Below are 18,473 nucleotides of genomic sequence, written 5' to 3'. Positions count from 1 at the left end.
TACACTTAAAGTATTCCAAAACAGGGGGTGGAAATGGCGGCCACGCCGGCTCGCTTCCCCTGGATTCAACATGGACAGCAACGAGGAGATCCCGTGAACTGGCACGGTCTGGCGACTTATCAGCGCAATGGCAGCAAGCATCCTGGCCTGGTGGTCAACGACACCCTGTACGACCTGGCGCAATTGGCGAAGGCCTGCGACGTGGACCCGGCCCGCGTGGCGCAGGACATCGGCGCGGTGATCGCGGATTGGGCCGGCAGCGGCCCGCTGATCGCCACCATGGCCGATCGCGCCGCCCAGCTTGCCGCCAGCGGCCGGCTCGCCGCGGTGGAAGGCGCCACCTATGCGGTCCCCTACCAGCCCCGCCGCATCTTCGCGACGGCTTCCAATTTCTACGAACACGCCGACGAGATGGGCACCAAGCTGGCGGCGCGCAGCGAAAGCCAGCCCTACATCTTCATGAAGGCCGAGACCAGCGTCGTCGCCACCGGCGAAAACGTCCAGATGCCACCCGAGACCAGCCGGCTCGATTGGGAAGTGGAGTTGGGCGTGGTCATCGGCAAGACCTGCCGCCACGTGTCGGTCGACGACGCGCTGTCGGCCATCGCCGCCTATACCGTCTTCAACGACATCAGCGCGCGCGACCTCAACCGCCGCACCGACTATCCCTTCACCCACGACTGGTTCCGCGGCAAGAGCTTCGACACCTTCGGCCCCATGGGTCCCTGGCTGGTGCCGGCGAGCTGCATCGGCAACCCCCAGCAGTTGCGCATGTCGCTGGCGGTCAACGGCGAAACCATGCAGGACGGCAGCACCTCGGAAATGATCTTCTCGGTGGCCGAGCAGATCGCCTACCTGTCGCGCATCCTGACCCTGCATCCCGGCGACCTCATCGCCACCGGCACGCCCGATGGCGTGGGCATGGGGCGCGGCATGTACCTGAAGGCGGGGGACAAGATGGTGGCGCACATCGAGAACATCGGCACGATCGAGAACACCGTCGTGCAGGAAAGCCGATAGGCAAGGAGGCAGACGTGACATCCACCGACCAGCAACCGGTCGCCCCCATCCGTACGCGCAAGCTCGGGCACCTGGTCCTGATGGTGCGCGACCTGGAAGCCTCCACGCGTTTCTATACCGAGGTCATGGGGCTGCGCGTGTCCGACCGCATCGGCGACCAGATGGTCTTCCTGCGGGCGGGCGAAGACCACCACGACCTGGCCCTGTCGCGCATTCCCGACAACTCGCCCGACCGCGACGAGCTGCCGCGCTATACGCGCCCCGGCCTCGAGCACTTCTCGTACTACGTGGAATCGGTCGAGGAAATGCGCCGCGCCGTGGACGTGGCGCGCCGGCTGGGCGTGACCATCGAACGCGGTATCGGCCAGCACGGCCCCGGGGCGAACTGGTTCCTGGTGTTCAAGGATCCGGACGGCAACAACGTCGAGATCTATACCGACATGGACCAGATCCCGGTAGACGCCGACCACCAGCCGCAAACCTGGGAACGCAACCTGGAATCGTTCGACCGGCATCGTCTCGCCCACTTCGTCGTCCAGCCGCCCGCCGCGGTACTGACGGCCAAGGACGGCAAGAAAGAAGAAGCAGGAAAAAAAGACTGAGCACGGGCGCCGGCATCGAAGGCGCCCGCCAGCCCAGCACATGTGAATCCGGCACGGAAGGGGACTCTTTCCATCGGCATGGCCGCGGCGCCTGCGCGCACGCGGGAGGCCCTTTTTGCGCCCGTTTTTCCGGCCGCCGGTTGCGCTCGCATCGAACGGCGGCCTGCTCCACCGACGACAATGACAACCGATGAAGGAGACAACCTCATGAAACCCCTCCAGCAATGGCTGCGCCGCATTCCCGTGGGCCTGGCGGCGGCCGCGATCGCCGCGGGACCCGCCGCCGCCCTGGCCGCCGACGCCTGGCCCAGCCGGCCGGTCACCATCGTGGTGCCGTTCGCTCCGGGCGGCAACACCGACATGATGGCCCGCATGATGGCCGAGCGCATGGGCAAGGTCTTCGGCAAGCCCTTCATCGTGGACAACAAGGGCGGCGCGGCGGGCACCATCGCCGCCGAGCAGGTCGCGCGCGCCCAGCCCGACGGCTACACGCTATTCATGGCGACCATGACGCAGATCGTCACGGCGCCCATGACCAACAAGATCCGCTACGACCCGATCCGCGACCTCGCCCCCATCGTCAACGTGGGCGGCAACCCCTTCGTGCTGGCGGTCAATCCCCAGCGCAACTTCCGCACCGTGACCGACCTCGTCAACTATGCCAAGGCCAACCCCGGCAAGCTGAACGTGGGCCACGGCGGCAACGGCACCCTCACCCACCTGTCGGCGCTGCTGTTCCTGAGCCGCGTCGGCGTCACGGCCACCACCGTTCCCTACCGTGGCGGCGCGCCGGCCCTGGCCGACGTGCTGGCCGGACAGATCGACATGTACAGCGCCAGCGTCTCGGAAGTCATGTCCTACGCCAAGACGCCCGAGAAGCTCACGCTGCTGGCGGTTTCCAGCGACAAGCGCCTGCCGCAGCTGCCTTCGGTGCCCACCATCGCGGAAACCTACCCGGGCCACGAGGTCGACACCTGGAACGGACTGATGGGCCCGGCCGGCATGCCGGCGGACGTGGTCGCCAAGCTGGCCGAGGAAGGCCGCAAGATGATCAACGAACCGGCCTTCCGCGCGCAGCTCGAGAACGCCGGCATCACGCCGCTGGGTGAAATGCCCGACGTGTTCGCCGCCCGCATCAAGGCCGAGACGGCCAAGTGGAAGCCGGTGATCCAGGCGGCGGGCATCGAGCCGCAATAAGCCGCGCTGGAGACGGTCGGCGCTGGGCCTCGCTACTCGGGCGTGATTCCCGCCTGCTTGACCAGCGCCGACCACTTCCGCAATTCCTTGCCCTGGTAGGCGGCCAGCTCCTGCGGCGTGGAGCTGCGCGGATCCACGTTCAGTTCGCGCATCTTGCTCCGCACCGCGGGCAGCGCCAGGAACCTGGCCAGGCTCTTGTTCAGGCGATCGACCACGGGCTGGGGCGTGCCCGCCGGAGCGAAGATGGCGAACCAGTTCTGGATCTCGTAGCCGGGCAGTCCCGCTTCCGACATCGTCGGCACATCGGGCATCTGCTCGCTGCGCTGATCGCTGGTGATGGCCAGGGCCCGCAGCGACCCCTGGTTCACCAGCGGCACCGCCGCGACGATACCCGAGAAGTACATTTCCACCTGCCCCGCCAGCAGGTCGTTCAAGGCGGGGCCCCCTCCCTTGTAGGGCACGTGCACGATGTCGACCGCCGCCATGGTCTTGAACAGTTCCGCGGCAAGATGGGTCGGCGTGCCGACGCCCGCGGAAGCAAAGTTGAGCTTGCCCGGCGCGGCCTTGGCCCGGGCGATCAAATCCCCGACGTCGCGAAATGGCTGGCGCGCGCCCACGACCAACAGGGAAGGCGACGTGCCGACCATGCCGACCGGCGCGAAATCCGCCACGGCATCGTAGGGCAGCCTGGAATACAGACTGGGCGCGATTCCCAGCGACGCGGTGCCGCCCAGCAACAGCGTGTAGCCATCCGGCGCCGCCTTGGCCACCATGTCCGCGCCTATGGTGCCGCCCGCGCCGCCCTTGTTCTCGATGACGATGGGTTGGCCCAGGTCCTTGCCCACCTCGGTTGCCAGCAGCCGGCCCAGCACGTCATTCGGTCCGCCCGGAGGAAACGGGATCATCATGCGGATGGGACGGTCCGGATAGGGCGCCGCGACGGCCGCGGCGCAGGCACAGCCCATGATCGAAGCCGCCAGCAGGCGGCCGGCGCGCAGGCGCAGCCGATGGCGGGACGGCGGGAAAGCAGACGTGATCCTGGCGGAATGCGGCATGAGGTCTCCTTGAACGCCGGCGGCCCCTGCTTGGGAGACCGTCGAATTGCCGCTGATCGTAGAAGGGGCCCGCCACCGCGCACAAACCAGTATTTCTCACTCGGCCTTGAACTTTTCTAACGACTGGGCGGCGCCGCAGGCCACGAGCCATTCGCGGAAGGCGCGGATCTTCGCGTCGTCGGCACGCGCCTGCGGACAGACCAGGTGATAGCCGCGCGGGCGGCGCAGCACGAAGGGATGCGGCGCCACCAGCACGCCTTGCTCAAGATCCCTGGCCACGTAGCGAAGCTGGCCCAGCGCGACGCCCAGCCCTTGTATGGCGCATTGGTAGATCACGCTCAGGTCTTCGTAGTAGACATCGCCGGCCGAGACCTTTCTTGCCGCGCCCGCCGCGGCGATCCAGTCGGGCCAGTGCTGCGGCCGCCGGTTCGAATGCAGCAGCGGCAGCTTGAGCAAGGCCGCGGTGCTGGCCTGGGCGGGCAGGGTAGCCGCCAGTGCCGGCGCCATGACGGGCGTCAGCGCATCGCTGAACAACAGATCGCCGCGCAGCCCCTCCCATGGCCCGTCGCCGTACAGGATGCCGACGTCCACGGTGTCGCGGCGGAAATCGACCGCGTCCACGCTGGCTGCCAGACGGATCTTGATCGTCGGATGGGCATGCTGGAAGGCGGGCAGCAGCGGAATCAGCCAGCGCAGGAAAAAGGTCGTATGCCCTCTTACCGTCAAGACCTGCGCCGAGCCCGAGGCCACCAGTTCCTGCGTGGCGCGCACGATCTGTCCGAACGCGACGCTTAGCCCCTTCGCGTAGACCTCGCCGCCGCGCGTCAGCCGGGGCGGCCGCTCGGTGCGGTCGAACAGCGCGAATCCCAGCCAGGTCTCCAGCGCCTTGATCTGGTGGCTGACGGCGCCCGGGGTGATGTGCAGTTCGGCGGCCGCCTCGGTGAAGCTCAGGTGGCGCGCCGCGCTCTCGAACACACGCAGCGGATTCAAGGGAGGAAGCTGAGGGTTCATGGCCACGCTCCAGCATTAGTTTTTCTAAAAACTGGATGAAGTATTTTGGATGGCGGCAGGCGGGATGGCCGCCTTAAGATGATCCGGCCGGCTGCCGCGGACGCGTCGCGGCAGACTACATCATCCGTCTGTGCGGCGGAAGCAGGAGCATTGCGTGAACCCAGACTACTCCACCGATTTCCCGTCGATCAAAGACACGGTCGACGCCGCCGAATGGCACACCCGCACGGACCTGGCCGCGTGCTACCGGTTGATGGACCGGTACGGCATGACGGACATGATCTACAACCACATCACCGCGCAGATCCCGGGCAAGCACGAGCGCCTGCTGATCAATCTCTACGGGCTGCTGTACAAGGAGATCACCGCGTCCAGCCTCGTGGAGATCGACTACGGCGGCCACGTCCATCGCAGTCCGGCCACCGCGTACGGCATCAACCGGTCCGGCTACGTGATCCACGGCTGCATCCATCGGGCGCGGCCCGACGTGCACTGCATCATCCATACCCATACCCGCGCGGGCATGGCGGTGTCCGCCATGGACTGCGGCCTGCTGCCCATCACCCAGACGGCTTCGCGCTTCCACGGGCACATCGCCGAACACGCGTTCGAGGGTCCGGCCGTCGACCTGGCGGAACAGGCGCGCCTGATCGCCGATCTCGGCCCGCACAACGCCATGATCCTGCGCAACCACGGCCTGCTGGTCTGCGCGCCGTCGATCGCGCAGGCGTTCAACCTGATGTACCAGCTCGAGATGGCCTGCCGTGCCCAGGTCGACGCCATGGCGGGCGGCATCGGGCAGATCCGCATTCCGTCTGAAGAAGTCCTGACGCGCTCCGCGCATCTCTACCAGCCCGGCACGCGCCGGCCCTACGGCGAACTGGAATGGCATGCGATGCTGCGCTGGCTGGACGCCGAACCCGGGGGCTTTCCGCGCCACGACCGCTGAGCCAGACCGCATGCGCAAGATCACCTTTCGTCATCCCATCGTCGAGATCGATGGCGATGAAATGACCCGCGTCATCTGGGCCTGGATCAAGGAAGCGCTTATCCTGCCCCACGTCGATGGCGAACTGCAGTACTTCGATCTCGGCCTGCGCAATCGCGACGCGACGCGCGACCAGGTGACGCTGGACGCGGCGCACGCCACGCTGCGCCACGGCGTGGCGGTCAAGTGTGCGACGATCACGCACGACGCGGCACGCATGCGCGAATTCGGCTCGCCCGCCATGCTGCCCAGTCCCAACGCCACCCTGCGCAACATCCTGAACGGCACGGTATTGCGCGAGCCCATCTGCTGCGCCAACATTCCCCGCCTCGTGCCGCACTGGGACCAGCCCATCGTCATCGCCCGCCACGCCTACGGCGACCACTCCAGCGCCAGCCAGCTCGAACTGCCGGGGCCCGGCACGCTCAGCATGCGCTTCACGCCCGACGACGGCGGACCCGCGCTGGAGCGCGAAGTCTGCCGCACCGACGGACCGGGCATCGCCATGGCCATGCACAACCTCGACGCCTCGATCGCCGGCTTCGCGCGCGCCGTGTTCCGCTACGGGCTCCAGCGGCGCTACCCCGTCTACCTGTCGACCAAGCACACCATCATCAAAACCTACGATGGGCGCTTCTCCGCCCTGTTCCAGGAGATCTTCGAAAGCGAGTTCGCATCGGCCTATCGCGCGGCCGGCCTGGCCTACGAGCATCGATTGATCGACGACATGGTGGCCAGCGCGCTCCGGTGGCGGGGCGGCTACATCTGGGCGTGCAAGAACTATGACGGCGACGTGCAATCGGACGCCGTCGCCCAGGGCTACGGGTCCCTCGGCCTCATGGCATCGGTGCTGATCACGCCCGACGGGCGGGCCTTCGAGGCGGAGGCCGCCCATGGCACGGTCACGCGCCACTATCGCGAGCACCAGGCCGGCCGGGCAACCTCGACCAATCCCATCGCCTCCATCTACGCCTGGGCGCGCGGGCTGCGGCAACGCGCGGAACTGGACGGCACGCCCGATCTGGCCGCCTTCGCCGCCGCGCTGGAACGATCCTGCACCGCGACCGTGGAGGCGGGCTTCATGACCCGGGACCTGGCGGCCCTGGTGCACCCGGACCAGCCCTGGCTGAACACGCGCCCCTTCCTCGAACGCGTCGCGGCCACGCTGCACCAGGAGCTTGCCGCCTGAGGCTCCCGTTACACCCACTTGTTTTTCACATACGTGAAATCACTTTCACATGGGTGAAAGCGGCGTCTGCCCCGTGTTTCCCGTCGAGATAATCCGCCGCATCCGATGCACGCGGCCACGACAGGAGACACCATGCCCCAGCACATCAGGATCGATAGACCAGGCCCCATCTGGCGGGTCGTAATCGACCGCCCCGACGCCAAGAACGCCCACGATCTCCAGACCTTCCAGGAACTGGTCGCCGCCTTCGACGAGGTCGAGGCCGACCCGGCCTGCCGCTGCGCCATCCTGACCGGCGCGGGCGACATCTTCAGCGCCGGCCAGGACCTGCGCTTCACCGCGCAGGCCGATCCCCAGGCCATCGACGCCTACGGCCGCTGGAACGTGGCCGCCCGGCAGCGCATCCAGCGCAACGCCAAGCCCGTGGTGGCGGCGGTGAACGGTCCGGCCATCGGCGGCGGCGCCTACCTGGCCACGTCCTGCGACCTGGTGGTCGCCGTCGACACCGCCTTCTTCCAGATGCGCGAGATCCAGGCCGGCAACCATAGCGGCGGCGCCTTCCTGTTCACCATCGGACGCGCCCGCTCGCTGGAGCTGTCGCTGCTGGGCGGACGCCTGCCCGCGCCGCAGGCGCTGGAATGGGGCCTGATCAACCGCTGCGTGCCGGCGGCGGACTTCGATGCCACCGTGGACGAACTGGCGACCGCGCTGGCCGAGCTGCCGCCGCTGGCCATCCGCTACACCAAGAGCGCGACCAACCTGCTGCTGGACATGGCCGGTTTCAGCAACCACATGGAGGCCGGCGCGCCGATGCAGCGCTACCTGGGCCTGACGCCCGACGGCCGCGAGGCCAAGCGCGCCTTCAACGAACGCCGCAAGCCGGTCTTCACCGGGCAATTCCCCCGCGTCGCCGAGTAGGAGAACCCGACCGTGCCTCAACCCTTGCAAGGCTACCGGGTCGTCGACTTCACGCACGTGCTGTCGGGCCCCATCGCCACCAACTTCCTGCGCCTGCTCGGTGCCGAGGTCATCAAGATCGAATCGGCCGCCGGCGACACCATGCGCAACTACGGCGGCATCCAGTATGCCGACGGCATGGGACCGTCGTTCGCGTCGGTCAACTCGGGCAAGAAATCCGTCGTGCTCGATCTCAAGCGCGACGCCGACGTGGCGGTCGCGCGCGAGCTGATCGCCGGCGCCGACGTCGTGACCGAGAATTTCCGGCCCGGCGTCATGGACCGCCTGGGCCTGGGCTACGAGGCCTGCAAGGCCCTCAACCCGCGCATCGTCTTCTGCTCGATCTCGGGCTACGGCCAGCGCGGCGAGCTCCGCCACCAGCCCGCGATCGACCAGATCATCCAGAGCACCTCGGGCATGATGAGCCTGAGCGGCGAACCGGGCACCCCGCCGATCCGCATCGGCTATCCGGCGGTCGACACCTATTCGGGCCTGCTGGCCGCCTTCGCCATCGTCTCGGCCCTGCTGCAGCGCGGCCGCGACGGCCAGGCGCAGCAGGTGGACGTGGCCATGTACGACGCCGCGCTGGTGCTGATGATCTCGATGGCCGGCCCGCACCTGCTGACCGGCAAGCGGCCCGCCAAGCAGGGCAACCGCGGCTACAGCATGTCGCCCACCGCCGACACCTTCCCCACCGCGGCCGGGCACCTGACGCTGGGCGCGGTCCGCCAGGACCAGTTCGAGCGGCTGTGCCGCGTGATCGAACGCGAGGACCTGATCGCCGATCCGCGCTTCCAGGACCGCGGCACGCGGGTCGCCCATGGCGAGGCCTTGCAGCATGAGGTCCGCCGGGCGCTGGCCGGCCGCGGCGCCGCCGAATGGGCGGCCCTGCTCAATGCGGCCGGCGTGCCAGCCGGCGAAGTGCGCGAACTGCCCGAGGCGCTGGCGCAGCCGCACCTGGACGACCGGCAATTGCTGCTGTCCATCCCGGCCGGCGCCCAGGCCCTGCGCGTGCTGAACGCGGGCTTTTGCTACGAACACGACGGCCCGGGCCTGGACGCGCCGCCGCCGGCACTGGGCCAGCACACGGCGGAGATCCTGGCCGGCCTGGGCCGCACGCCCGAACAGATCGCCGCCTTCCTGCACCGCGAGGATGCCCAGGCGAGATCCTGACGCCATCCGGGGCGAGCCCGGGTACGACAATAATCCCAAGGAGACCCACCCATGAAGATCATGCATCTTGCCGGCGCCCTGTGCGCACTGGCCCTTTCGGCCTCGGCCGCGCAGGCGCGCGACGCCGCCTATCCCACCCAGCCGATCCGCCTGATCGTGCCCTTCGCGCCCGGCAGCACCAGCGACAACTCCGGCCGCATCGTCGCGCAGCAGCTCGCCACCCGGCTCGGCCAGGCGGTGACCGTGGACAACATGCCCGGCGCCGACGGCCGCATCGGCATCATGGCGGCCAAGAACGCGCCGGCCGACGGCTACACCCTGGTACTGGGCAGCTGGACCAACCTGTCGGTCAACCCCATTCTCGTCAAGGACCTGCCCTACGATCCGCTCAAGGACTTCAAGCCCATCTCGGGCGTCACCCGCAGCATGCTGGGCATCGCCGTGCCCGCCAACTCGCCGTACAAGACGCTGGCCGACCTCGTCGCCGCGGCCAAGGCACAACCCGAGAAGCTGAACTTCGGCAATTTCGCCTGGGGCTACCGCCTGGCCACCGAATGGTTCTCCAGCATCGCCGGCATCCGCTTCACGCCCATCTCGTACAAGTCGACCAGCCAGATGAACACCGACCTGATCGGCGGGCAGATCGACGTGGCGATGGACGGCGTGGCCTCGCTGGCGCCCTCGGCCAAGGCCGCCAAGCTGCGCATCCTCGCGGTCACCGGCGAAAAACGCCACGTCGAGTTCCCGGACGTGCCCACCATCCGCGAAAGCGGCTATCCCGACTACGCCATCTATGGCTGGTCGGCGTTGATGGCGCGCACGGAAGTCAGCGACGCGATCACGCGGCGCCTGGCCGACACCATGAAGGAGGTGCTTGATTCCAGGCCGGTGCAGGAGTTCGCGGAAAAGGGCGGCTCCGAACTGCTCAAGCGCGATCCCGAGCAGATGCGCGCCTTCAACGTGAAGGAAATCGCGACGCTGCGCACGGTTGCCGACAAAGCCGGGCTGGTCGCGCAATGAAAACGGCCGGACCGGTGCGGCACGCGCGCTCTGCTCAGTGTCCGAACTTGTCCGGCAAGGCCTCCATATGCTTGCGATGAAGCTCCACCACCCGCTGCAGCGCCTTCAGGAAATCGAGCTTCTTGGCGCGCAGCGCCACGAGGCTCGCGCCTATGCCCAGGGCCATTGGCGGCTGGTGGGCCGGCGCGGCCAGCAGCGTCGTGATGATGCCGGCCCCCGGCGTCGACACGCCTTCGCTGTAGGCATAGCCGCTTTCGCGGTACTGCTGGATGCGCTTGCCCAGTTCCGCCATCGACACCCGGTGCTCCGGCGGTTCGTGCGCGTTGATCTGGTTGACCAGCGCCCACAGCTCGGAAGGCGGCTTGAGCGACAGCAGCACGGTGCCCATGGCCGACCGCAGCAGCGGCCGCAGCGTGCCCGGCGCCACGTCGCGCCGGTGCAGGGCATCCGGGCCGCGCACCACGTGGATGTACTGCACGTGGTGGCCGCTCTGTATGCCCAGCGTGGGCGTGCCGCCGGTTTCCTCGCGCATCTGGTACATCAGGCGGGCGATCGTACCGTCGGCCATCAGCGCATCGTTGACCCAGATGCCCAGCAGCGCCGCCTTCACCGTCGGCACGAAGGTCCGCTCGCTGGACGAGTGATCGAGATAGCCCATCTCGCTCAGCGTGCGCAGCAGGGCCAGGGTGCTCGAGGCCGGATAGTCCAGCGCCGCCGCGATCTCGCTCAGTGTCGCGGGCGCCTTGCGCCGCGCGAAGAACTCCAGAATCTCTATGGCCCGTTGGGCCGACTTGACCTTGGGCGCCATGTCCTTGCCTCCATCGTTGCGCCTACCCGCATTCTTTCAGCCAGGAACGAACCATGAAACTCGCCACCATTGAACTCGGCGGCCGCCCGCTGCCCGCACTCTTCCTGGACGACGGCCGCATCTGCGACCTCCAGGCCTTCGCCCAGGCCGCCCCGCGCGCCACGCTGCCCTTCCCGTGGCCCGAGACCGGCCGCCTGACCATGATCGACCTGGCCGCCGGCGGCGCCGCCACCTGGGCCTGGTGCCGCGACATCGCCGCCGTCGCCGACGCCCACCCGGTTTCGCCCGGCAGCTACCGCCTGCTGGCGCCCATTCCGCGTCCGCCCAAGAACATCTTCTGCCTGGGCCGCAATTATAGGGAGCACATCCAGGAAGATAACGCCTCGCGCAATCTCGATACCGACGTGCCCGAGCATCCGCAGTTCTTCACCAAGCCCTGGACCGCCATCGTCCCGCACGAAGGCGCCATCCGCTACGACCAGCGCGTCACCCGCCGCCTGGACTACGAGGTCGAACTCGCCGTCGTGATCGGCCAGGGCGGCCGCGACATCGCCGAAGCCGACGCCCCCGACCACATCTTCGGCTACACCATCCTCAACGACATCAGCGCCCGCGACCTGCAGAAGCGCCACGACCAGTGGTTCAAGGGCAAGGCCATCGACGGCAGCTGCCCCTTCGGCCCCTGGATCGTCTCGCCCGAAGCCGTCGGCGATCCCCACGCGCTGCGCATCTCGCTCAAGGTCAACGGCGAGCAGCGCCAGGACGCCAGCACCGGTGCGATGATCTTCTCCATCCCGCGCAGCATCGCGTCGCTGTCCTCGGGGCTGACGCTGGAACCGGGCGACGTGATCGCCACCGGCACGCCCTCGGGCGTCGGCTATGCGATGAACCCGCGCCAGTGGCTCAAGGACGGCGACATGATCGAATGCGAGATCGAGAAGATCGGGAAGTTGGTGAACCGGGTGGAGGAGGTGATAAATTGAACGGCCCGGCATCCCTCGCCAGAAAGCCGACATGACCATCGAACTCGACAAGCAAGTCCGGACCACTGCCATCGCCTCGATCCAGCGCTACTTCGACCAGAACATGGAGGAGCCCATCGGCAACGTCGCCGCCGGCGGGCTGCTCGCCTTCTTCGTCGAAGAGATCGGGCCCGCGATCTACAACCAGGCGGTCGCGGACGTGCAGGAGCGGTTGCAGGTACGCCTGTCGGAGATCGACCTCGAGGTCCACGAGGAAGAGTTCGCCTACTGGCGCAAGTACGACCAGGCGGGCAAGGGGCGCCGCTAGCGCTCGCGCCTTACCCGCGGCGCGCCCACCACCACAGCCCCCAGGCCGCCAGCGCCGGGATGCCGAACAGCGCCACGTGGATGGGCAGTTCTTCGGCCAGGGTATAGCCGTGGGACAAGCCGGTACGCAGGTTCCAGGCCGATACGCCCAGCCAGGCCAGCGTGAAGAGGCTCGCGGTCCGGGTGCGATGCGGCAAGGGGGCCAGACGCAGCAGCGCGATGGCCAGGATCAGTCCGACGGCGATGAGGATCAGGGTGCGCATGGGGGCCTCGATTGGGGTAACGCCAGCATAAGGCAAGCCAGGCGCCGGATAAACCCCGCCTTGCTGGATGGACTGTCCGGAAGGGCGACCCTGTCTTCAGGCGAACTTCGCGTCCACGCCCGGCGCCGGCGTGGCACCGAATCCTCCGCGCCGCACCACCGCTTCGCGGCCGCCGTGGGCTTCGATCAACGCATGCTGGTCGGCCTTGGCGATGCGATCCTGCGCCTCGGGATCGACGATCCGCCGCAGCGCCGCGGTCAGTTCGTCCACCACATGCGCATGCCGCCCGCCCGGGACGAGATCGATCCGCTCCTCGGGATCCGCGACCAGGTCGAACAACTGGGGTGCCATGTCCACGTAATGGATCAGCTTCCACCGGTCCTGCCGCAGCATGTAGGCGCCGGTGGCCGCGCCCGCCGCATGGTATTCCGAGAACACCGGGCGCGCCGGATCGTCCGGCGCCCGCGCCAGGTCGACCAGGGACCGGCCCGGCAGGTCGGCGGGCGCCTCCACGCCCATCCAGGCCAGCAGCGTGGCGCCCACGTCCACCAGCGACACGTGCGTGCCGACGATGTTGCGCGTCGAGCGGCCCGGCGCCCGCAGCAGCATGGGCACCCGCGCCGCTTCCTCGTACAGCGTGGACTTGCCCCACAGGGCCCGCGCGCCCATGTTGTCGCCATGGTCGCTGGTGTAGATGATCAGCGCCTCGTCGGCCAGCCCCGATTCCTCGATGGCCTGGCAGATCTGCGCGAAGTGCCAGTCCATGAACGAGCACAGCCCGCCGTAGCTCAGCAGGGCGCGGCGCCGCAGCTCGTCGTCGAAGAAGCTGTCGTGCGGAAAGCAGGTCCGCAGCGCGGCGATCCAGGGATGGTCCACCCGGTCGGCCGCACGCGAAAGCTTGGGCAGCGGGATGTCGTCCAGCCGGTAGGCCGAGGCGAACGCTTCCGGGGCGATCAGCGGGAAATGGGGCGCCACGAACGAAGCGAACAGGACCCAGCCGTCATCCCGCGCATGCTCGCGTATCCATTGCGTCGATGCCTGCGCGATGGCCCGGTCGTAGCGGGTATAGCTGCTTTCGCCGATGCCGATCTCCTCGGCCAGCGCGCGCGTCTTGTGCCGCACCGGCAGCGGATCGCGCACCGCGCCCAGCAGGTCCCCCACGCCGTTCACCACGTGCATGGGCAGGATCTGGCGGGTGAAGCCGGTGTCGTCGGTCTCGTTGCGAAAGTGCAGTTTGCCGATGGACGTCACGTCCACGCCGGCATCGCGCAATCTGTGGGTCCAGCCCGGCTGCTGGCCGGTGTAGGGCAGGGCGTTGTCCCAGTTGCGCGTCTCGTGGGTGTAGCGGCCCGTGGTGAACGAGGCGCGCGCGGGGATGCAGATGGGGGAATTAGTATAGGCCGACGCGAACCGGGTGTTGGCGGCCGCGAAGCGGTCCAGGTGCGGCGTGCGGATCCACGGATGGCCCGCGCACGACAGCGCGGCCCCCGAATGTTCGTCGGACATGACGACGATGGCGATACGGCGGGATCCCTGCTTCATCTCATGTCTCCTGCAACCCGCGTTCCTTGACGATCGTGCGCCACCGGGTCAGGTCGGCGACGACGTAGGCGGAGAAATCCTGCTGCGACATGGGCATGACGCGTATGCCCTCGCCGGCGAGCTTGTCCGCGGTTTCCTTGCGGCCCAGCACCTGGGCCACGGCGGCCGACAGGTCCCGCACCACGGCCGGCGGCAGATGAGCCGGTCCCATGATGCCCACCCACTGCACGGCCTCGAAATGGGGAATGCCGATTTCCTTCAGCGTGCGCACCTCGGGCAAGAGCGGATGGCGGTCCGGTCCGGTCACCGCCAGCGCGCGCAGCTTGCCCGCGCGGATGTAGGGCAGCACGCCCGCCAGGCCCGGCATCGCATATTGCACCTGGCCCGCCACCATGTCGTTGATGCCCGGCGCGATGCCGCGATAGGGCACGTGCAGGACGGACGTGTTCGTGGCCAGTTTCAGCCCCTCGAACACCAGATGGGTGATCGTGCCCACGCCGGCCGAGGCATAGCTCGCCTTGCCCGGGTGCGCCCGCACCTCGGCCAGGAAATCCTCGAAGCTGGCGGGTCCCGAGGGCTGGGCGACCAGCACGTTGGGCGCGCCGCCTATCATCGCGATGTGCGTGAAATCGCGGATCGGGTCATAGGGCACCTTGCGCAGCGCCGGCAGCGTGCCGTGAGTGCTGACGTAGCCGATCATCAAGTTGTAGCCGTCGGGCTCGGCCCGCGCCGTGGCCTGGCTGGCGATCTGCCCGCCCGCCCCGCCCTGGTTCTCGACCACCCACGGCTGCTTCATGCCCCGCGACAACTGGTCCGCCACGACGCGCGCGATCATGTCCGTGCCGCCGCCCGCGCTGACCGGCACCAGCAGGCGCACCGGACGCGAGGGATAGGACTGCGCCAGCGCGCAGGCCGGCACCAGCCCGGCCACCGCGGCGGATCGGGCGGCCATGGCCAGGACGCGGCGCCGGCCCGGATCGGTATGTTGAGTCATCTCCTCCTCCCTCCGCGGCCTGACATGCCTCGGGTTGCCGGGCAGTCTACTCAGCGTGTCAAGGGCGCGGAAGTACAATTCCTTTAGAACTTTTCTCAAAAAAATAGATAGCGGCCGGGCCTGGAGACGCTGCGTGGCACTCAATCTCGATCATCTGCGCGCGTTCCTGGTGGTGGTGGAAGAAGGCAGCATCAATCGCGCGGCCGCCCGCCTGCTGCGCGCGCAGCCCGCCGTGGGCCGGCAGATCCGGCTGCTGGAGGAATCGCTGGGCACGCCGCTGCTGGAACGCTCGTCCAGCGGCGTGCAGCCCACCAACGCGGGCGAACAGCTCATCGCCCATGCGCGGCGCATCTTCCGCGACGTGGCCGAGGCCGAAGCCGCCATGGCGCGCGTCGCCACGGAACCGGCCGGCGACCTGATCGTGGCCATTCCGACATCACTGGCCGACCAGCTCGGCCCCGTCCTGTTCGGCGCCATGCGCGACCGCCACCCGCGGGTGCGGTTGACGCTATTGGAAGGGGACAGCCATGCCATCACCAAATGGATGGCGGGCAACGAGGCCGACATAGGCGTGCTGCCCGAAGGCAGCTCGGACAACAGCCTGCATGCGGTCGAGTGCGGAAAGCAAGTGTTCTGCTTCTGCGGTCCCGCGGACGCGTTCCCGGTGCTGCCGGCGTCCATGCCGCTGGGGGATGCCTTGTCCTATCCGCTGGCCCTGTCCATCCCGCCGAACCGGCTGCGGCGGCTGGTCGACAGCGCCGCGGCCAGCCTGGGCCGCGAGGTGCGCCCCGTGCTGAACGCCAGTTCCAGCCCCTTGATTACCGCGCTGATGCGGCAGGGCGAGCTTTATACGATCCGGCCCCGCATCGGGCCGGCGCCGGCCGTGGTGGACGGCATCGCCTTCATCCCCATTGCGGAACCGGCCATCCAGCGCGGCATCAGCATCGTATGGAGCACCGCGCGGCCCTTGAGCCCGGCGGGGGAGGCGGCGCGCGCCACGCTGGAGGAATTGCTGCGCGGCATGGACGGCGCGCGGGCGCCGGGTTTCGGCTCAGCCCCGATGGCATGAAGGGTGAGAACCGGAGGTACTACAGATGAGAACATCAGTCACGATTGATGGACTTTCCGGTGGAACACCGCATATCTCTCTTAGATTTTTGTCCGGTGCCTAGCCTCAAGTTGGCGTTGGACCCAAGACGAACCGAGCCTGCTCCCTGCGCAACATTTGGCAGGGATACATGAAGTCCACCTAGAACACTCTTGAGTAAGGTGTAGCTCGTGGCTTTTTATGCCACTCGAGCTATTTGTACGTGCCCATCTGGGGATGTTGATAGAGCCGCGGGAGATACGAGTTCTCTTGCCTTCGCAAAAGAATATATCTCCAGCGACATGGCAACCAAGCTGAAGGGGCTTGCGGGTATAGGCGACCGCATACCAGACTTCGTCGCCATGGCGGGATCATTGGACGATGCCAAAAAGTGGGAACGCCTACTTCGTTACCTGGCCGATAGAGCTGCAGAAAATGCCGAGACGGGCTATCACACCTACCGCTTGGAAGAAGGTGAGGAAGCAGACATACTCTATTGGCACACCTTCAGTGTGCTCGAGGAAATGGGAGTCGATATTCCCAGCCCCTTTCCTACTGAGCTGGATTTCGACTATGACGATGACACGAACGGCGATGAAGAAGCTTTGCACGAACGGATCGAGGAGTTGCTTGAACACCCCTACGTTTCGTTGATCTATGCCATATACAGGGCGTATACCGATGTGTATGGCTTTTATGCTGCATACGTATCAGATCTTATCGACGAACTCGATCTCTTTGACGTCCCGGCGTGCAATATCGAACCAGAGTTTTTGGCGCTTGCCGCATCCAAGCTGGAAAACCCGCCATCAATGGCAGCGAACTTCCTAAGCTTCAAACGAAAGATCAATAAAGACTACGAAGACGCGCTGACGTTCGTTAAGGAAAAGGCATTTCAAGCAGGCTTGCCTCTCCAGGCGGAGTTGTTGGACCTTGTCCACGACTCGCATGATTCGCTAGGACACGAGGCAGAAGCCGCAAGTTTCGGCATCAACAAATCTCGACTCCACCCAGATATCTATATGAATGAACTCCTGGTCGGCATGCGCATAATCCACCAGGTCTTGCCGGCGATTCTCAAGAAGCTCGGCCTCTATGAAGAGTTCGTGTTGGACGAGACCGATTTGAATCTGCATAGATCAAGATAGCCTTGGCACCCATCACTGAAGAATGCAGGTCAGCAGCCGTCTTGCGTTGCCTCTATCAGGCACCGTCCTTTTTTCCCGGAACATTGCGGCGACGGCGGCTGATTTGCTTCTCCACTTGCTCCAGTTCGTGCATGTCTGCGCGATCCGCCTCCAGCGCCTCGGCCAAACGCCGCGCCGCGTCGAAAACTTCATAGCGCTCGTGCACGATGGCCGCCATAGTCTGATGGCTCATACGGCCTGGGCCTTGCAGTACGGCTTGCTCGTTAAAGGCCATGAAGCTATCCACATAGGCCCGCCAGTCCGCCATACGAAGATCCTTGCGCTGCATCACGCGCAGTTCGGCGAAGTCCAGGAACATGCTGACGATGCGGTTGAGTCGGTCCAATTCGTCGGCATTCAGGTAATTCTTGGCCACCGTCACGTCACCCTTACGGACACGCCCGCCCTTCCAGGACGTAAGGGCCATATTGGACTGAGTTGGGTCGGCACGCAGTACGACCAGTTCAGCCGCAGTATGGCCTGTCACGGCAAAGAACATCTTGTTCTGCACCTCGGCGAAAAAAAGGCCGGTAGCCTGTCCATCGTCGGCGTAGTCCATCGAGAGCGCGAACAGATCACGTACCTTTTGATAGAAGCGCTTTTCCGACGACCGTATGTCGCGGATGCGCTGCAACAGCTCGTCGAAATAGTCCCAGCGATCCCCACCTTTCAGGCGCTCGTCGTCCATGACGAAGCCCTTGATCAGATATTCCTTGAGGTGTGTAGTGGCCCACTGTCGGAACTGGGTGCCGCGCGGTGACTTCACGCGGTAGCCAATGGCCAGGATCATGTCCAGGTTGTAGAGCTTGACGATGCGACGAACCTGTCGCGCACCTTCGGTTTGAACTATTAAGTCATCTTTAACAGTTCGAACTTCGGCTAACTCACCTTCATCCAGGACGTTCCTGATGTGAATATTGATGTTTGGAACAGACGTCTGGAAAAGATCTGCCAGTTCAGCTTGGCTGAGCCAGACGCTGCCGCCCTCAGCACGCAGGAAGAACCGAGCAGAACCATCCTCCGTGGCGTAAAGAACTAGCTCGGCGCGCGGAAGAGACTCACTCATGACCCGGGTCCTTCAAGCGGTCCGA

At 66.5% G+C, this 18,473-nt stretch carries 19 protein-coding genes; 12 read left to right on the top strand and 7 right to left on the bottom strand.

The genetic code is table 11. The annotated features are described in order from the left end of the window. Nucleotides 1–93 precede the first annotated feature (93 nt). From WKR98_RS05110 to WKR98_RS05100, 3 genes are all read left to right on the top strand, one after another. Complete coding sequence (locus WKR98_RS05110; protein WP_341432262.1) at nt 94–1,020, top strand: fumarylacetoacetate hydrolase family protein; 927 nt, start codon at nt 94–96, stop codon at nt 1,018–1,020. 14 nt (nt 1,021–1,034) lie between these two features. Next, nucleotides 1,035–1,622 (top strand): VOC family protein, encoded by a 588-nt coding sequence (locus WKR98_RS05105; RefSeq protein ID WP_341432261.1) that lies wholly within the window; start codon nt 1,035–1,037, stop codon nt 1,620–1,622. Between the two features lie 207 nt (nt 1,623–1,829). Continuing rightward, a complete protein-coding gene (locus tag WKR98_RS05100; protein WP_124687112.1) occupies nt 1,830–2,819 on the top strand; it encodes a Bug family tripartite tricarboxylate transporter substrate binding protein in 990 nt (329 codons plus the stop codon). Between the two features lie 32 nt (nt 2,820–2,851). Here the strand turns inward: WKR98_RS05100 and WKR98_RS05095 are convergent, their stop codons facing one another. Both WKR98_RS05095 and gcvA read right to left on the bottom strand, forming a co-directional pair. Then, nucleotides 2,852–3,874 carry a Bug family tripartite tricarboxylate transporter substrate binding protein gene (locus WKR98_RS05095; RefSeq protein ID WP_341432260.1) on the bottom strand — a complete coding sequence of 341 codons (1,023 nt, stop codon included), beginning with the start codon at nt 3,872–3,874 and terminating at the stop codon, nt 2,852–2,854. A 96-nt stretch (nt 3,875–3,970) separates the two neighbouring features. Continuing rightward, nucleotides 3,971–4,885: a transcriptional regulator GcvA gene (gcvA, locus tag WKR98_RS05090; RefSeq protein WP_124687110.1), complete on the bottom strand. Its 915-nt coding sequence runs from the start codon at nt 4,883–4,885 to the stop codon at nt 3,971–3,973. 154 nt (nt 4,886–5,039) lie between these two features. On the opposite strand from gcvA, the gene WKR98_RS05085 reads away from it, so the two are divergent. The 5 genes from WKR98_RS05085 to WKR98_RS05065 all read left to right on the top strand — a co-directional run bounded on the left by WKR98_RS05085 (nt 5,040) and on the right by WKR98_RS05065 (nt 10,212). Continuing rightward, nucleotides 5,040–5,834 carry a class II aldolase/adducin family protein gene (locus WKR98_RS05085; RefSeq protein ID WP_341432259.1) on the top strand — a complete coding sequence of 265 codons (795 nt, stop codon included), beginning with the start codon at nt 5,040–5,042 and terminating at the stop codon, nt 5,832–5,834. Nucleotides 5,835–5,844: 10 nt separating this feature from the next. Next, complete coding sequence (locus tag WKR98_RS05080) at nt 5,845–7,062, top strand: NADP-dependent isocitrate dehydrogenase (RefSeq protein ID WP_124687108.1); 1,218 nt, start codon at nt 5,845–5,847, stop codon at nt 7,060–7,062. A gap of 132 nt (nt 7,063–7,194) precedes the next feature. After that, a complete protein-coding gene (locus tag WKR98_RS05075) occupies nt 7,195–7,980 on the top strand; it encodes an enoyl-CoA hydratase/isomerase family protein (RefSeq protein WP_161567626.1) in 786 nt (261 codons plus the stop codon). A gap of 12 nt (nt 7,981–7,992) precedes the next feature. Next, on the top strand, nt 7,993–9,192 hold the full coding sequence (locus WKR98_RS05070) for a CaiB/BaiF CoA transferase family protein (RefSeq protein WP_341432258.1): 1,200 nt from the start codon (nt 7,993–7,995) through the stop codon (nt 9,190–9,192). Between the two features lie 51 nt (nt 9,193–9,243). Then, entirely contained in the window at nt 9,244–10,212 is a 969-nt protein-coding gene (locus WKR98_RS05065) for a Bug family tripartite tricarboxylate transporter substrate binding protein (RefSeq protein WP_341432257.1), read from the top strand. A gap of 34 nt (nt 10,213–10,246) precedes the next feature. Here the strand turns inward: WKR98_RS05065 and WKR98_RS05060 are convergent, their stop codons facing one another. After that, entirely contained in the window at nt 10,247–11,020 is a 774-nt protein-coding gene (locus tag WKR98_RS05060) for an IclR family transcriptional regulator (RefSeq protein WP_124687104.1), read from the bottom strand. A gap of 53 nt (nt 11,021–11,073) precedes the next feature. Between WKR98_RS05060 and WKR98_RS05055 the strand changes: the two genes are divergently transcribed. Both WKR98_RS05055 and WKR98_RS05050 read left to right on the top strand, forming a co-directional pair. Then, complete coding sequence (locus WKR98_RS05055; RefSeq protein ID WP_341432256.1) at nt 11,074–12,003, top strand: fumarylacetoacetate hydrolase family protein; 930 nt, start codon at nt 11,074–11,076, stop codon at nt 12,001–12,003. Nucleotides 12,004–12,034: 31 nt separating this feature from the next. Beyond that, complete coding sequence (locus tag WKR98_RS05050; protein ID WP_124687102.1) at nt 12,035–12,310, top strand: DUF2164 domain-containing protein; 276 nt, start codon at nt 12,035–12,037, stop codon at nt 12,308–12,310. A gap of 10 nt (nt 12,311–12,320) precedes the next feature. On the opposite strand, the gene WKR98_RS05045 is transcribed toward WKR98_RS05050, so the two are convergent. The 3 genes from WKR98_RS05045 to WKR98_RS05035 all read right to left on the bottom strand — a co-directional run bounded on the left by WKR98_RS05045 (nt 12,321) and on the right by WKR98_RS05035 (nt 15,108). After that, nucleotides 12,321–12,572 (bottom strand): hypothetical protein, encoded by a 252-nt coding sequence (locus tag WKR98_RS05045; RefSeq protein WP_124687101.1) that lies wholly within the window; start codon nt 12,570–12,572, stop codon nt 12,321–12,323. A 96-nt stretch (nt 12,573–12,668) separates the two neighbouring features. After that, the gene (locus tag WKR98_RS05040) at nt 12,669–14,114 is read right to left on the bottom strand and encodes a sulfatase-like hydrolase/transferase (protein WP_341432255.1); all 1,446 of its coding nucleotides are present in this window, start codon (nt 14,112–14,114) and stop codon (nt 12,669–12,671) included. A 1-nt stretch (nt 14,115) separates the two neighbouring features. Beyond that, nucleotides 14,116–15,108, bottom strand: a complete 993-nt coding sequence (locus WKR98_RS05035; RefSeq protein ID WP_238160243.1) for a Bug family tripartite tricarboxylate transporter substrate binding protein — start codon at nt 15,106–15,108, stop codon at nt 14,116–14,118. Nucleotides 15,109–15,241: 133 nt separating this feature from the next. Here WKR98_RS05035 and WKR98_RS05030 point away from each other — a divergent pair, with 133 nt between their 5' ends. Continuing rightward, nucleotides 15,242–16,177 (top strand): LysR family transcriptional regulator, encoded by a 936-nt coding sequence (locus tag WKR98_RS05030; protein WP_341432254.1) that lies wholly within the window; start codon nt 15,242–15,244, stop codon nt 16,175–16,177. Nucleotides 16,178–16,497: 320 nt separating this feature from the next. Then, nucleotides 16,498–17,343, top strand: a complete 846-nt coding sequence (locus WKR98_RS05025; RefSeq protein WP_341432253.1) for an XRE family transcriptional regulator — start codon at nt 16,498–16,500, stop codon at nt 17,341–17,343. A 55-nt stretch (nt 17,344–17,398) separates the two neighbouring features. On the opposite strand, the gene WKR98_RS05020 is transcribed toward WKR98_RS05025, so the two are convergent. After that, a complete protein-coding gene (locus WKR98_RS05020; RefSeq protein ID WP_341432252.1) occupies nt 17,399–18,448 on the bottom strand; it encodes a virulence RhuM family protein in 1,050 nt (349 codons plus the stop codon). Nucleotides 18,449–18,473: the final 25 nt, after the last annotated feature.

It is taken from the genome of Pigmentiphaga sp. YJ18, from assembly GCF_038066655.1.
GTDB lineage: Bacteria > Pseudomonadota > Gammaproteobacteria > Burkholderiales > Burkholderiaceae_B > Pigmentiphaga.
Note: the sequence above shows the minus strand (reverse complement) of the source record. Positions and strands in the feature narration are given on the sequence as shown.